The 14,313-nt window shown below is 61.7% G+C and carries 18 protein-coding genes; 11 read left to right on the top strand and 7 right to left on the bottom strand.

What is annotated here, in order from left to right:
- Positions 1–4 precede the first annotated feature (4 nt).
- The 7 genes from hpf to LLJ08_RS15995 all read right to left on the bottom strand — a co-directional run bounded on the left by hpf (position 5) and on the right by LLJ08_RS15995 (position 5,385).
- Positions 5–313, bottom strand: coding sequence for a ribosome hibernation-promoting factor, HPF/YfiA family (gene hpf, locus LLJ08_RS16025; RefSeq protein WP_003302844.1), 309 nt, complete (start codon positions 311–313; stop codon positions 5–7).
- Between the two features lie 74 nt (positions 314–387).
- Positions 388–1,902: an RNA polymerase factor sigma-54 gene (locus tag LLJ08_RS16020; RefSeq protein WP_228207450.1), complete on the bottom strand. Its 1,515-nt coding sequence runs from the start codon at positions 1,900–1,902 to the stop codon at positions 388–390.
- A gap of 146 nt (positions 1,903–2,048) precedes the next feature.
- On the bottom strand, positions 2,049–2,774 hold the full coding sequence (gene lptB, locus LLJ08_RS16015) for an LPS export ABC transporter ATP-binding protein (protein WP_003302842.1): 726 nt from the start codon (positions 2,772–2,774) through the stop codon (positions 2,049–2,051).
- The gene (gene lptA / locus LLJ08_RS16010; protein ID WP_003302840.1) at positions 2,774–3,319 is read right to left on the bottom strand and encodes a lipopolysaccharide transport periplasmic protein LptA; all 546 of its coding nucleotides are present in this window, start codon (positions 3,317–3,319) and stop codon (positions 2,774–2,776) included. The genes lptB and lptA overlap by 1 nt, the downstream gene beginning before the upstream one ends.
- Positions 3,306–3,878, bottom strand: coding sequence for an LPS export ABC transporter periplasmic protein LptC (gene lptC, locus LLJ08_RS16005; RefSeq protein WP_003302839.1), 573 nt, complete (start codon positions 3,876–3,878; stop codon positions 3,306–3,308). The genes lptA and lptC overlap by 14 nt, the downstream gene beginning before the upstream one ends.
- Before the next feature lie 8 nt (positions 3,879–3,886).
- Positions 3,887–4,411 (bottom strand): KdsC family phosphatase, encoded by a 525-nt coding sequence (locus LLJ08_RS16000; RefSeq protein ID WP_045666720.1) that lies wholly within the window; start codon positions 4,409–4,411, stop codon positions 3,887–3,889.
- On the bottom strand, positions 4,411–5,385 hold the full coding sequence (locus LLJ08_RS15995) for a KpsF/GutQ family sugar-phosphate isomerase (protein ID WP_023445913.1): 975 nt from the start codon (positions 5,383–5,385) through the stop codon (positions 4,411–4,413). The genes LLJ08_RS16000 and LLJ08_RS15995 overlap by 1 nt, the downstream gene beginning before the upstream one ends.
- Before the next feature lie 281 nt (positions 5,386–5,666).
- Here LLJ08_RS15995 and LLJ08_RS15990 point away from each other — a divergent pair, with 281 nt between their 5' ends.
- The 11 genes from LLJ08_RS15990 (at position 5,667) to hisC (ending at position 14,256) form a co-directional block, all read left to right on the top strand.
- The gene (locus tag LLJ08_RS15990; protein WP_014821380.1) at positions 5,667–6,482 is read left to right on the top strand and encodes an ATP-binding cassette domain-containing protein; all 816 of its coding nucleotides are present in this window, start codon (positions 5,667–5,669) and stop codon (positions 6,480–6,482) included.
- A complete protein-coding gene (gene mlaE / locus LLJ08_RS15985) occupies positions 6,475–7,272 on the top strand; it encodes a lipid asymmetry maintenance ABC transporter permease subunit MlaE (protein WP_003302833.1) in 798 nt (265 codons plus the stop codon). Before LLJ08_RS15990 ends, mlaE begins: the two co-directional genes overlap by 8 nt.
- Positions 7,272–7,730, top strand: a complete 459-nt coding sequence (gene mlaD, locus LLJ08_RS15980) for an outer membrane lipid asymmetry maintenance protein MlaD (RefSeq protein ID WP_014821378.1) — start codon at positions 7,272–7,274, stop codon at positions 7,728–7,730. The genes mlaE and mlaD overlap by 1 nt, the downstream gene beginning before the upstream one ends.
- Before the next feature lie 11 nt (positions 7,731–7,741).
- Positions 7,742–8,389, top strand: coding sequence for an MlaC/ttg2D family ABC transporter substrate-binding protein (locus LLJ08_RS15975; RefSeq protein WP_228207449.1), 648 nt, complete (start codon positions 7,742–7,744; stop codon positions 8,387–8,389).
- Positions 8,382–8,696 (top strand): STAS domain-containing protein, encoded by a 315-nt coding sequence (locus LLJ08_RS15970; protein WP_045666719.1) that lies wholly within the window; start codon positions 8,382–8,384, stop codon positions 8,694–8,696. Before LLJ08_RS15975 ends, LLJ08_RS15970 begins: the two co-directional genes overlap by 8 nt.
- Before the next feature lie 13 nt (positions 8,697–8,709).
- Complete coding sequence (locus tag LLJ08_RS15965; RefSeq protein WP_003302828.1) at positions 8,710–9,201, top strand: phosphate-starvation-inducible protein PsiE; 492 nt, start codon at positions 8,710–8,712, stop codon at positions 9,199–9,201.
- Between the two features lie 99 nt (positions 9,202–9,300).
- Positions 9,301–9,540, top strand: a complete 240-nt coding sequence (locus LLJ08_RS15960) for a BolA family protein (protein WP_003302826.1) — start codon at positions 9,301–9,303, stop codon at positions 9,538–9,540.
- Between the two features lie 103 nt (positions 9,541–9,643).
- Positions 9,644–10,909 (top strand): UDP-N-acetylglucosamine 1-carboxyvinyltransferase, encoded by a 1,266-nt coding sequence (murA, locus tag LLJ08_RS15955; RefSeq protein WP_003302824.1) that lies wholly within the window; start codon positions 9,644–9,646, stop codon positions 10,907–10,909.
- Between the two features lie 75 nt (positions 10,910–10,984).
- A complete protein-coding gene (hisG, locus tag LLJ08_RS15950; RefSeq protein ID WP_045666718.1) occupies positions 10,985–11,617 on the top strand; it encodes an ATP phosphoribosyltransferase in 633 nt (210 codons plus the stop codon).
- A 169-nt stretch (positions 11,618–11,786) separates the two neighbouring features.
- Positions 11,787–13,097 (top strand): histidinol dehydrogenase, encoded by a 1,311-nt coding sequence (gene hisD / locus LLJ08_RS15945; RefSeq protein ID WP_200650228.1) that lies wholly within the window; start codon positions 11,787–11,789, stop codon positions 13,095–13,097.
- A 112-nt stretch (positions 13,098–13,209) separates the two neighbouring features.
- The gene (gene hisC, locus LLJ08_RS15940; protein ID WP_102832005.1) at positions 13,210–14,256 is read left to right on the top strand and encodes a histidinol-phosphate transaminase; all 1,047 of its coding nucleotides are present in this window, start codon (positions 13,210–13,212) and stop codon (positions 14,254–14,256) included.
- The last annotated feature ends 57 nt before the right edge of the window (positions 14,257–14,313 follow it).

The raw sequence follows: 14,313 nt of genomic DNA, 5'->3' as shown, positions 1-14,313 counted from the left end.
GGAGTCAGCGGGTGACAGCGCCCTGTGTGTGGTCGAGCTGCTTCTCCTTGTGCTTGATCAACTGGCGATCGAGCTTGTCGACCAACAGGTCGACGGCAGCGTACATGTCTTCGTGATCGGCGATGGCCACGACTTCGCGGCCTGCGACGTGCAAGGTTGCTTCGGCTTTCTGCTTGAGTTTCTCGACCTGGAGGATCACCTGAACGCTGATGATGCGGTCGAAGTGGCGAGCAAGCCGATCGAATTTCTCCTCGATGTAGTCACGCAGGGCATCGGTTACTTCCAGATGAACACCGCTGATGTTGACTTGCATACTGCTATCTCCTTTGCCTTGTACGAAGAGCAGGTTGGTGGGCCTGCCGCCGGGACAGTTCGACCAGGGGCCGATCACAGTAGACGTTTGCGCTCGCTGGATGGTGCGATACCGAGCGACTCGCGGTACTTCGCAACTGTGCGGCGGGCCACCTGGATGCCCTGCGCTTCCAGTAAACCAGCGATCTTGCTGTCGCTCAACGGCTTTTTCTGGTTTTCCGCGGCGACCAGTTTCTTGATGATCGCGCGGATCGCGGTGGACGAACATTCGCCGCCTTCCGCCGTGCTGACGTGGCTGGAGAAGAAGTATTTGAGTTCGTAGATGCCGCGTGGCGTGTGCATGTATTTCTGCGTGGTCACGCGGGAGATGGTCGACTCATGCATGCCCACCGCCTCGGCGATGTCGTGCAGTACCAGAGGCTTCATCGCCTCGTCACCATGCTCGAGGAAGGCGCGCTGGTGTTCGACGATCTGAGTCGCCACCTTCATCAGGGTCTCGTTGCGGCTGAGCAGGCTCTTGATGAACCAGCGCGCTTCCTGCAGCTGGTTGCGCATGAAGGTGTTGTCCGCGCTGGAGTCGGCGCGTTTGACGAAGCCGGCGTATTGCGCGTTGACGCGAAGGCGCGGCATGGCTTCCTGATTCAGCTCGACCAGCCAGCGATCATTGTGCTTGCGCACGATCACGTCGGGCACCACGTATTCCGGTTCGCTCGCCTCGATCTGCGACCCCGGGCGCGGGTTCAGGCTCTGGATCAGTTCGATGACCTGGCGCAGATCGTCTTCCTTGATCTTCATTCGCCGCATCAGCAGGCTGTAATCCCGGCTGCCGAGGATGTCCAGATAGTCGCTGACCAGACGCTTCGCTTCGCTCAGCCATGGTGTGCGGTCGGGCAGTTGGCGCAGCTGCAACAGCAGACACTCACGCAGATCACGTGCGCCGATGCCGGCCGGTTCGAATTGCTGGATACGACGCAGAACGACCTCGACCTCGTCGAGTTCGATTTCCAGCTCGGGATCGAACGAGTCGACGATTTCCTGCAGCGTCTCTTCGAGATAACCCTGTTCATTGATGCAGTCGATGAGGGTGGTCGCGATCAGCCGGTCGGTGTCGCTCATTGGCGCGAGGTTGAGCTGCCACAGCAGATGGCTCTGCAGGCTTATGCCGCTCGATGTCCGGCTGGTGAAATCCCACTCGTCGTCATCGTTGCTGGGCAGGCTGCTGGCGCTGGTCTGGTAGATGTCTTCCCAGGCGGTGTCGACCGGAAGCTCGCTGGGAATCCGCTCGCCCCAGTCGCCGTCGCTGTCGTCCAGGCTGTCACTGCTATGAGAGGGCCCCTCGTAGGTGCTTTCCTGGCTGCTGCTTTTCTCGGTGACGGTGTCGCCTGGCCGTTCAGCGGCCTCGGCCATAGGGTCGGAGCTGTCGAAGTCGTCTCCGTCTTCTTCGCGTTCGAGCATGGGGTTGGAGTCCAGCGCCTCCTGGATCTCCTGTTGCAGATCGAGGGTGGATAGCTGGAGGAGCCGTATGGCCTGTTGCAGCTGCGGTGTCATCGTCAGCTGCTGGCCCATCTTCAGGACTAGCGATGGTTTCATGGCAGAGGACTTCGAACCTTTTATGCCGGCGCAACCGCGCCCATTCCGACATGCCGTGCGCGGGGCGCCGGCAGAAAGCAAATTATATGCCTGCCGATGAAGCCTTTGCCTAGAGCCGATTTGCCGAGCCGAGCAAAAATTCCGCCTTACAGGCGGAATTCGTGGCCCAGATAGACTTCCTTGACCAGCTGATTGCTCAGGATGGTCTGCGCATCGCCCTCGGCAATCAGTTGCCCGTCGTTGACGATGTAGGCCGTCTCGCAGATATCCAGTGTCTCGCGGACGTTGTGATCGGTGATCAGCACGCCGATGCCCTTGGCCTTGAGGTGATGGATGATCTGCTTGATATCGCCCACCGAAATCGGGTCCACACCGGCGAAGGGTTCATCAAGCAGGATGAACTTCGGTGCGGTGGCCAGTGCGCGGGCAATCTCCACCCGGCGTCTTTCACCACCAGAGAGGCTCATGCCGAGGCTGTCGCGGATATGGTTTATATGGAATTCCTGCAGTAGGCCTTCCAACGCCTGCTGACGGCCGTTGCGGTCCAGATCCTTGCGGGTCTCGAGAATGGCCATGATGTTGTCGGCGACCGAGAGCTTGCGAAAGATCGAGGCCTCCTGTGGCAGGTAGCCAATGCCGGCCCGTGCGCGCCCGTGCATCGGCAGGTGGGTGACGTCGTCCTGATCGATCAGCACGCGGCCCTGGTCGGCATTCACCAGGCCGACGATCATGTAAAAGCAGGTGGTCTTGCCTGCGCCGTTGGGGCCGAGCAGGCCGACGATCTGCCCGCTTTCAATGGACAGGCTGACATCGCGCACGACCTGCCGGCTCTTGTAGCTCTTGGCCAGATGCTGGGCTTTGAGAACGGCCATTACTCGGGCTGCTCCGCAGCCTGGCCGTTTTTGCGCGGCTGGATCACCATGTCCACGCGCGGGCGCGGCGTGGTGACATCGGCATTGGTGGCGCGACCGGCGTTGACGATCTGCCGACGGGTGTCATAGACGATCTTCTCGCCTTCGAAGGTGTTGCCTTCCTGAACGACCTTGGCCTGATCGATGAGCACGATTCGCTCGTTGGCGGCGAAATACTGGATGGTCAGGCCGTAGGCTTTGACGATCTCCTTGTCCACCGCAGGCTTCTGCTCGTAGTAGGCCGGCTTGCCGATGGAGGTGAAGACTTCGACGTCGCCGTTGTCATCCTGGGTAATGGTCACCGTGTCGCCGGTGATCTTCATCGTGCCCTGGGTGATGACCACGTCGCCGCGGTAGACCGCCACGCCCTGTCGGTCGTCCAGTTCGGCGGTGTCGGCTTGAACGCGGATTGGCTGTTCACGATCCTCGGGAAGCGCCCAGGCGCTGGCGCCAAGCCAGAATGCGCTCAAACCGAGCAGGAGGGGGAGAGTCTTAACGCAGCTCATGCTGGCCTCTTACGTTGGACAGCAGGAGCATCCTGCCGTCATCCATGTACGCTTTCATGCCGGTTGCCGTGGTCACGCCATTGGCGGCCTCGATTCTAACGGCTTGGTTTGTCTCGGCATAATCCTTCTCCGGCCACACCGTCAGGCGGCTGGTGGTGAGGATCGTCGGGCGCCCCTTGGCGTCGGTGCGCTCGACCTTGACCTGATCGATCAGCAGCACCTCGTCGCCTTCGGCCGATACTTCGCCGCGCTCACTACGCACGTGCCACGGCAGTTCGGTGCCGCGATAGGACAGCAGATCCGGTTTGGTCAGCAGGCTGATGTCGCTCGCCTTGATGTGCTCGAGCTTGTCTGCGGTCAGTTCGTAGTTGCGCTTGCCGTCGGGCTGATATTGCACCGTGCGGGAATTGATCACATAGAAGTCGACATCAGGCGTTGCGCCACTGGCGACGGACGGCTCCTGCATGAAGCTTTCCGGCCGGATGTTCCAGTAGCCGACCGCCACCAGCAGGGCGGCGATCAGCGTCAGCAGGACAGCGAAGCGCATTTTGCGAAGCATGCAGACCCCTACAGATATGCGTTTTGCGCGGCGGCCAGGGTGCCCTGCGCGCGCATGATCAGTTCGCAGAACTCGCGTGCCGCACCCTCGCCACCGCGGGCCAGGGTAACGCCATGGGCATGTTCACGAACGAAGGTGTCGGCGCTGGCCACGGCCATGCCGAGGCCTACGCGGCGTATCACCGGCAGATCAGGCAGGTCGTCACCGAGATAGGCTACTTCAGAGTAGCTCAGGCCAAGTTCGGTCAGCAGTTCGTCGAGCACGACCAGCTTGTCCTCGCGCCCCTGATAAAGGTGCTGGATACCGAGGTTCTGCGCTCGACGCTCTACCACGGGCGTCTTGCGCCCGCTGATGATCGCGGTACGCACGCCGGAGTTGATCAGCATCTTGATGCCGTGGCCGTCCAGTGTGTTGAACGTCTTGAACTCGCTGCCGTCGGTCAGGAAATAAAGGCGGCCATCGGTGAGCACACCATCGACGTCGAAGATCGCCAGGCGAATGTCGCGGGCGCGTTGCAGCAGGTGTTCGTGCATTACATCACCCCCGCGCGCAGGAGGTCGTGCATGTTCAGCGCACCAATTGGCAACTCCTGGTCATCGACGACTACCAGCGAACTGATCTTGTGGTCTTCCATGATCTTCAGAGCCTCGGCGGCGAGCATCTCGGCATGGGCGGTCTTGCCGTGCACGGTCATGATCTCGTCGATGCGCGTCTGGCGAACGTCGACTCCCTTGTCCAGGGCACGGCGCAGGTCGCCGTCGGTGAAGATACCGGCGAGTCGTCCGTCCGCTTCGACGATGACGGTCATGCCCAGGCCCTTCTGCGTCATTTCCAGCAGGGCGTCGCGCAGCGATGTGCCGCGCGGAACCCTCGGCAAGCGCTCGCCGGTATGCATGACGTGCTCGACTTTCAACAGCAGGCGGCGGCCCAGCGCGCCGCCCGGGTGAGAGAAGGCGAAATCTTCAGCAGTGAACCCGCGAGCCTCGAGCAGCGCGATAGCCAGGGCATCGCCGAGCACCAGGCTGGCAGTGGTGGAGGAGGTCGGCGCGAGATTCAGCGGGCATGCTTCGATGGCGACGCTGGCGTCCAGATTCACCGCAGCGGCCTTGGCCAGCACCGAGTTGGGGTTGCCGGTCATGCTGATCAGGGTGATGCCGAGCCGCTTGATCAGCGGTAGCAGGGTGACGATCTCGCTGGTGGTGCCGGAGTTGGAAAGGGCGAGGACCACGTCGTCCTGAGTGATCATGCCCATGTCGCCATGGCTGGCTTCGGCAGGGTGCACGAAGAAGGCGGCGGTGCCGGTGCTGGCCAATGTAGCGGCGATCTTGCGGCCGACGTGCCCGGACTTGCCCATGCCAACCACGACCACTCGGCCCTTGCAGCCAAGGATCAGCTCGCAAGCCTGCACGAAATCGGCATCGATACGTGCGTTCAACTGCTCAACCGCTTCTATTTCCAGGCGGATGGTGCGTTGCGCGGTTTCGATCAATTGGCTGCTCTGGCTCATGGCTGGCGAGGTCGTCCGATTAAAAGGCGGGGATTATAGCGAGAATCCGTTGCGGGCTCATGGAAAATGTCGGCACATCACTGTGGGTCGGCACATTCAATTTGATCAGCCTGAGCTGAACCGAAGCTGAACGGGGCGTCGCTCGTCATCTGCCGAAACGCTCATCGGTTGGGCGGCCTCTGGCGCGATGCTATAGTGCGCCGCCGAAAACGGTCAGGGCAGAAAGTATCCCAGCGTCATCGGGAGCCGTCTGTTTCGCAGACTGCATGCAAGGAGACCAGATGAGCGCCTGCAATGACTTCGCCGTCGAGCTGAAGGGAGTGACCTTCAAGCGAGGCGAGCGCAGTATTTTCAACGATGTCGATATCGCCATACCGCGAGGGAAGGTTACGGCCATCATGGGGCCGTCCGGTTGTGGCAAGACGACGCTGCTGCGCCTGATCGCTGCGCAGCTGATGCCGTCGCGTGGTGAAGTCTGGGTGGCGGGCAACAATCTGCCGAGCCTCTCGCGCAGCGAGCTGTTCGACATGCGCAAGCAGATGGGTGTGCTGTTCCAGAGCGGGGCACTGTTCACCGATCTCGACGTGTTCGAGAACGTTGCGTTTCCGCTGCGGGTGCATACCAAGCTCCCAGACGAGATGATCCGCGACATCGTGCTGATGAAGCTCGAAGCGGTAGGGCTACGTGGCGCCATCGAGCTGATGCCCGACGAGCTGTCCGGTGGTATGAAGCGGCGTGTCGCGCTGGCGCGGGCGATTGCCCTGGATCCGCAGATTCTGATGTATGACGAACCCTTCGCCGGACAGGATCCGATTGCGATGGGCGTTCTCGTGCGGCTGATTCGCCTGCTCAACGACGCGCTGGGCATCACCAGTATCGTGGTCTCCCACGATCTGGCCGAAACCGCGTCCATTGCCGACTACATCTACGTGGTTGGCGATGCCCAGGTGCTTGGCCAGGGCACGCCGGCGGAGCTGATGGAGTCGAACAATCCGCGCATCAGGCAATTCATGACGGGCGCAGCCGACGGGCCGGTGCCATTCCATTTTCCTGCACCGGCCTATGCCGACGATCTACTGAGAGGCACCGATGCGTAAGCGTTCGTTGTTGGATCGGATTGCCCTGCTCGGTCGCGCCGGACTGGATGTGCTGGCAGCCCTGGGGCGCTCGACGATATTTCTCGTGCATGCGCTGTTCGGGCGAAGCGGGCTGCGTAACGGTTTTTCGCTGCTGGTCAAGCAGCTCTATTCGGTTGGTGTGCTGTCACTGGCGATTGTAGTTGTCTCCGGCATCTTCATCGGCATGGTGCTGGCGCTGCAGGGCTACAACATTCTCAGCAGCTACGGCTCCGAGCAGGCGGTTGGGCAGATGGTCGCACTGACCCTGTTGCGCGAGCTCGGTCCGGTGGTTACTGCGCTGCTGTTCGCCGGGCGTGCCGGCTCGGCTCTGGCGGCCGAGATAGGCAACATGAAGTCGACCGAGCAGCTCTCGAGCCTGGAGATGATCGGAGTCGATCCGCTCAAGTACATCATCGCGCCGCGCCTCTGGGCCGGTTTCATCTCGCTGCCGCTGCTGACGCTGATCTTCAACGTGGTCGGTATCTGGGGCGGAGCGATGGTGGCGGTGGAGTGGCTCGGTGTCTACGAAGGCTCGTTTTGGGCCAACATGCAGAACAGCGTCGACTTCAGTTCCGATGTGCTCAACGGCGTTATCAAGAGCGTCGTCTTTGCGCTGGTCGTGACCTGGATCGCCGTGTTCCAGGGCTACGATTGCGACCCGACCTCCGAAGGTATCAGCCGTGCCACCACCCGGACTGTGGTTTACGCCTCGCTGGCGGTGCTCGGCCTCGATTTCATTTTGACCGCGTTGATGTTTGGAGATTTCTGATGCGTATCCGCACACTGGAAATGGGTGTCGGGCTGTTCCTGCTTGCCGGGCTGCTGGCCTTGCTGCTGCTGTCACTGCGTGTCAGCGGGCTGAGCGTTACTGATGCCGACACTTACAAGCTGTATGCCTATTTCGACAATATTGCCGGATTGACTGTCCGATCCAAGGTGACCATGGCTGGCGTGACCATCGGCAAGGTCACCGCGATCGACCTGGATCGTGACAGCTACACCGGACGAGTCACGCTGGAAATCCAGCAGGATGTCGACATCCTGCCGGCCGACTCGACGGCTTCGATCCTTACCGCAGGGCTGCTGGGTGAGAAGTACATCGGCATCAGCGTCGGCGGTGAGGAGGAGTTGCTCGCCGATGGCGACACCATTCAGGACACCCAGTCCTCGCTGGTGCTCGAGGATCTGATCGGCAAATTCCTGCTCAACTCGGTTAACAAAGATTGAAGGAGATGCACATGATGACTGCCTTGCGCCGCGGCCTGCTGATTCTGTTGGCCGTTCTGCCCATGTTCTCCCACGCTGCGCTGACAGCCCACCAGATCATTCAGCAGACCACCGATGAGTTGCTGGCCGATCTGAAGGCCAACAAGGAGCAGTACCGCAACGATCCGGCGGCTTTCTATGACTCGCTGAACGAGATTCTCGGCCCGGTCGTCGATGCCGAAGGCATCTCGCGCAGCATCATGACCGTCAAATATTCGCGCAACGCCTCGCCCGAGCAGATGACGCGCTTCCAGGAGAATTTCAAGCGCAGCCTGATGCAGTTCTATGGCAACGCCCTGCTGGAATACAACAACCAGCAGATCCGCGTGCTGCCGTCGAGCGGCAAGGCGGATGACAAGCGCACCAGTGTCGGCATGGAGGTGGTAGGGCGCCAGGGCGAGATCTACCCGGTGTCCTACACCATGGTCAACGCCGGCGAGTGGCGGGTGCGCAATGTGATCATCAATGGCATTAACATTGGCAAGCTGTTCCGCGATCAGTTCGCCGATTCCATGCAGCGTAACGGCGGCGATCTGGACAAGACCATCGATGGTTGGGCCGAGGTGGTGGCGCGAACCAAGGACACCGAGGCCGGTCAGCAGGCCGCAGGCGATGAGTGAGGCGCGTATCGAACGTGGTGCCGAAGGCGAACTGCGCATGATTGGCGTGCTCGACTATAGCAGCGGGCCCGCGCTGCGCGAGGCCGGGCGAGCGCTGATCGCGGACAGCCGCTCGGCACTGATGCTGGATTGCTCGGCGGTCGAGCGGTCCAGCAGTGTCGGGCTTTCTCTCCTGCTTGCGTTCATGCGCGATGCCAAGGCCGCCGGCGTCGAACTGCGCGTCACTGCGTTACCTGGCGATATGGAAAAGATTGCCAAGGTGTCCGGCTTGCTGGATATCCTGCCGCTGGAAGCATCCCGGGTCTGAAAGGAATAGCCATATGAAACTGCGCTGGGCGGAAGAGCTGCGCGATAGCGTGCATGAGCTCGCCGAATCGCTGGGCAATCTGCTGGTCGAGACGTTCCACTACCTGGCGCTGTTTGCGATCGGCGCGGTGACGGCCTGGGCTGCGGTCATGGCCTTTCTCGGCATGGTCGAGAAGGGCCATATCACGGTCGATGACATCCTGCTGCTGTTCATCTACCTGGAGCTGGGTGCGATGGTCGGGATCTATTTCAAGACCAACCACATGCCGGTGCGATTCCTGATCTACGTGGCGATTACCGCGCTGACCCGCCTGTTGATCTCCGATGTTTCCCACCACCATCGTCCTGACATGGGCGTGGTCTACGTATCGGGTGCGATCCTGCTTCTGGCGTTGGCGATTCTGGTGGTGCGCTTCGCCTCCTCACGCTTTCCCGCCGTGCAAAGCGATAGCGGTCGGCCACGCCATTCGCGTAGCCGTGACCAAGGCGCCGAGACGCTCGATTGAGACATCTCCGTTGGTTCGGCGAGGTTCGGGGTTCGCAGCCTTCGGGCTTTTTTGTATGATGATCGGCCCGTGCGCGTCCTGCGCCGATCGAGGTTGAACATGCAGGCCCAAGAAGTGAAGAATTTCCTGGAAGAGAAGATTCCAGGTGCCCAGGTAGAAGTGGAAGGCGAAGGCTGCAACTTCCAGCTCAACGTGATCAGTGACGAGCTGGCCGGTCTGAGCCCGGTCAAACGCCAGCAGCAGATCTACGCCCACCTCAACCCCTGGATCGCAGATGGCAGCATTCACGCCGTCACCATGAAGTTCTTCAGTCGCGTCGACTGGGCCGGGCGCGCCTGATCGCTGGCGGCCAGCACCTCCACTCATTCCAGGCAGAGCGCGTCGAATTGACTGCGCCGCCCCCTTCGGCAGTGCTTACAGCCTGCGGCTTACGGGAATACTCATGGACAAACTGATCATTACCGGCGGTATTCGCCTCGATGGCGAGATTCGCATTTCCGGTGCGAAGAACTCCGCCCTGCCGATTCTGGCCGCCACCTTGCTGGCCGACACCCCTGTCACGGTATGCAACCTGCCGCACCTGCACGACATCACCACGATGATCGAGCTGTTCGGTCGCATGGGCGTGCAGCCGGTCATCGACGAAAAGCTCAGTGTCGAAGTGGACGCCAGCAGCATCAAGACGCTGGTTGCGCCCTATGAGCTGGTGAAGACCATGCGCGCCTCGATCCTGGTGCTCGGCCCGATGGTCGCGCGTTTTGGCGAAGCCGAAGTTGCCTTGCCCGGCGGTTGCGCCATTGGCTCGCGGCCGGTCGATCTGCACATCCGTGGTCTCGAAGCCATGGGCGCGCACATTGACGTCGAAGGTGGCTACATCAAGGCCAAGGCGCCTGCCGGTGGATTGCGTGGTGCGCATTTCTTCTTCGATACGGTAAGTGTGACCGGTACCGAAAACATCATGATGGCCGCCGCGCTGGCCAACGGCCGCAGCGTGCTGGAAAACGCCGCGCGTGAGCCCGAGGTGGTTGACCTGGCCAACTTCCTCAACTCCATGGGTGCTAAGGTTTCCGGTGCCGGCACCGACACCATCACCATCGATGGGGTCAAACGTCTTGGCGGTGGTCGTTACAGCGTGATGCCCGACCGTATTGAAACCGGGACCTATCTGGTCGCGGCGGCTGCCACTGGTGGCCGTGTTCGCTTGAAGGATACCGACGCAACGCTGCTCGAAGCTGTGCTGCACAAGCTGGTTGAGGCTGGCGCGCATATCGACACCGGTGCCGACTGGATCGAGTTGGACATGAAGGGCAAGCGGCCAAAGGCAGTCAACGTGCGGACTGCGCCATACCCCGCGTTTCCGACCGACATGCAGGCGCAGTTCATTGCGCTGAACGCCATTGCCGAAGGCACCGGCACGGTGATCGAGACCGTTTTCGAGAATCGCTTCATGCACGTCTACGAGATGAACCGCATGGGCTCGCAGATTCTGGTCGAAGGCAATACCGCCATTGTCACCGGCGTCGAGCGTCTCAAAGGTGCGCCGGTCATGGCGACCGATCTGCGCGCGTCGGCAAGCCTGGTCATCGCCGGCCTGGTTGCCGAGGGCGATACGCTGATCGATCGCATCTACCACATTGATCGTGGCTACGAGTGCATCGAAGAGAAGCTGCAGCTGCTGGGCGCGAAGATTCGCCGCGTGCCGGGCTAGGTTTTCGCGAGACGGATGGCTAGCGGGCCCTTGACTAGCGAGGGCCCACCCGAGGTTCCAAAGGAAATGTGCTCCATGCTTACCATCGCCCTGTCCAAAGGCCGCATCCTCGACGATACCCTGCCGCTGCTCGCCGCAGCTGGCATCGTGCCCACCGAGAACCCGGACAAGAGCCGCAAGCTGATCATCCCGACCACTCAGGATGATGTGCGTCTGCTGATCGTCCGCGCTACCGACGTGCCCACCTACGTCGAGCATGGTGCGGCCGATCTCGGCGTCGCCGGCAAGGATGTGCTGATGGAGTACGGCGGCCAGGGGCTGTACGAGCCACTCGATCTGCGCATCGCCAACTGCAAGTTGATGACCGCCGGCAAGGTCGGTGCGCCGGAGCCCAAGGGCCGCCTGCGCGTGGCGACCAAGTTCGTGAATGTCGCCAAGCGCTACTACGCCGAGCAGGGCCGCCAGGTCGACATCATCAAGCTGTACGGCTCGATGGAGCTGGCGCCGCTGGTGGGGCTGGCGGATAAGATCATCGACGTCGTCGACACCGGCAACACCCTGCGTGCCAATGGCCTGGAGCCCCAGGAACTGATCGCACACATCAGTTCGCGGCTGGTGGTGAACAAGGCTTCGATGAAGATGCAGCATGCGCGCATCCAAGCGCTGATCGATACCCTGCATGCCGCGGTTCAGCAGCATCAGCATTGATGCGTTTCGCGGTCCCCGCCGCGCCTGCCTATCCGTGCCATAGCTGAAATTCTCAGGTGCCCGCACGGTGGGCTTGATATTCTAGCGGCGCCTGAGAGCCCGGCCTGCGCTTCGTGCCATTGCAATGAAGCAGGCCGCTTCCGATGCCTAGCCAACCATGAGGCCCGCTATGACCGCTCCCTCCGCCATCCGTCGACTCAACGCTGCCGATGCCGACTTCGCACGTCATCTGGATCATCTGTTGAGCTGGGAAAGCGTTTCCGACGATGGCGTAAACGAGCGAGTGCTGGAGATCATCAAGGCTGTACGCGAGCGCGGCGATGCTGCGCTGGTCGAGCTGACCCAGCGCTTCGATGGACTACAGGTCGCCTCCATGGCTGATCTGATCCTGCCACGCGCACGTCTGGAGCAGGCCCTCGAGCGGATTACCCCGGAACAGCGCGAGGCCCTCGAAATTGCTGCCGAGCGGGTGCGCAGCTATCACGAGCGGCAGAAACAGGACTCCTGGACCTATACCGAAGCCGACGGCACGGTGCTGGGGCAGAAAGTCACCCCGCTGGACCGCGCCGGTCTCTACGTGCCGGGCGGCAAGGCATCCTATCCATCGTCGGTGCTGATGAACGCCATTCCGGCCAAGGTTGCTGGTGTGCCGGAAGTGGTCATGGTCGTGCCTACCCCGCGTGGCGAGCTCAATGAGTTGGTGCTCGCGGCGGCCTGCATTGCCGGCGTCGATCGGGTCTTCACCATCGGTGGCGCTCAGGCAGTCGCGGCGCTGGCCTACGGCACCGAGAGCGTGCCTCCAGTGGACAAGATCGTCGGCCCCGGAAACATCTATGTGGCTACCGCCAAACGCCATGTGTTCGGCAAGGTCGGCATCGACATGATCGCCGGCCCGTCGGAAATCCTGGTGGTCTGCGACGGCCAGACCGACCCGGACTGGATCGCCATGGACCTGTTCTCCCAGGCCGAGCATGACGAGGATGCCCAGTCGATTCTGGTCAGCCCGGATGCCGTCTTCCTTGATCGCGTCGCCGAAAGCATCGCCCGCCTGCTGCCGACACTGGAGCGTGCCGATATCGCCCGTACCTCCATCGAAGGCCGTGGTGCGCTGATTCAGGTGGCCGACATGCAGCAGGCGATCGATGTCGCCAACCGTATCGCGCCTGAGCACCTGGAGCTTTCGGTCGCCGAGCCGGAGCAATGGCTGCCGCAGATTCGGCATGCCGGCGCGATCTTCATGGGGCGTTACACCGCCGAGGCGCTGGGCGATTACTGCGCTGGCCCGAACCACGTGCTGCCGACCTCGGGCACGGCGCGCTTCTCCTCGCCGCTGGGTGTGTATGACTTCCAGAAGCGCTCGTCGATCATCAATTGCTCGGCCGAGGGTGCCTCGACGTTGGGCAAGGTGGCGTCGGTGCTGGCGCGCGGCGAATCGCTGACGGCGCATGCGCGCAGCGCCGAGTACCGCATCAAGAGCTGACGCTGGGCGGCCGGCACGGACTGGCTCATGCCCGTTCGCCGTCGCCACTCGGCAACGCGTTTTGAACTATCGCCTCACGACCAACCGATCACTTTCGAGGAGAGAAGGGCAGATGAGCAAATTCTGGAGCCCCTTCGTCAAGGACCTGGTGCCCTATGTGCCGGGTGAGCAGCCCAAGCTGAGCAAGCTGGTCAAGCTCAACACCAACGAGAACCCCTATGGCCCATCGCCACGTGCGATCGCCGCGATGCAGGCCGAGCTCAACGACGGTTTGCGGCTGTATCCGGACCCGAACGGCGAGCGGCTGAAGCACGCCGTGGCCGAATATTACGGTGTGTGCCCAGCTCAGGTCTTCGTCGGCAATGGCTCGGACGAAGTGCTAGCCCATGCCTTTCATGGTTTGTTCCAGCATGACCGCCCGCTGCTGTTCCCTGATATCAGCTACAGCTTCTACCCGGTGTATTGTGGGCTGTATGGCATCGCCTACGAAACCGTCGCGCTCGATGAACAGTTCCAGATCGATGTGGCCGATTACAACCGACCGAACGGCGGCATCATCTTTCCCAACCCGAATGCGCCGACTGGCTGCCTGCTTCCACTTCAGGCGATCGAGCAGCTATTGCAGGCGAACACTGAATCCGTAGTGCTGGTCGATGAGGCCTATGTGGATTTCGGCGGTGAGTCTGCCATCGCATTGGTGGACCGTTATCCGAATCTGCTGGTGACGCAGACGCTCTCCAAGTCGCGTTCGCTGGCCGGCCTTCGTGTGGGTCTGGCAGTCGGCCATCCGGATCTGATCGAGGCGCTGGAGCGGATCAAGAACAGCTTCAATTCCTACCCGCTGGACCGTATCGCCATCGCCGGCGCCGCGGCGGCGTTCGAGGATCGCGCCTATTTCCAGCAGACCTGTCAGCAGGTCATCGACAGTCGCGAGGCGGTGGTGACGGCGATGCAGAGGCTGGGTTTCGAGGTGCTGCCGTCGGCGGCGAACTTTATCTTCGCGCGTCATCGGCAGCGTGATGCGGCAGCGATAGCTGCGAACCTGCGCGAGCAGGGCGTGATCGTACGGCACTTCAAGCAGCCACGTATCGAGCAGTTTCTGCGTATCACCATCGGTACGCCGGAGCAGAATCAGGCGCTGTTGGCTGCGCTCGGCTGACGCTGAGTCTGGTTCAGGCAGGCTTACTGCCTGCCCTTGCCGACCTGGCGGTGGAAG

Source organism: Stutzerimonas chloritidismutans (genome assembly GCF_020783375.1).
In the GTDB taxonomy this organism is placed as follows: domain Bacteria; phylum Pseudomonadota; class Gammaproteobacteria; order Pseudomonadales; family Pseudomonadaceae; genus Stutzerimonas; species Stutzerimonas kunmingensis.
Note: the sequence above shows the minus strand (reverse complement) of the source record. Positions and strands in the feature narration are given on the sequence as shown.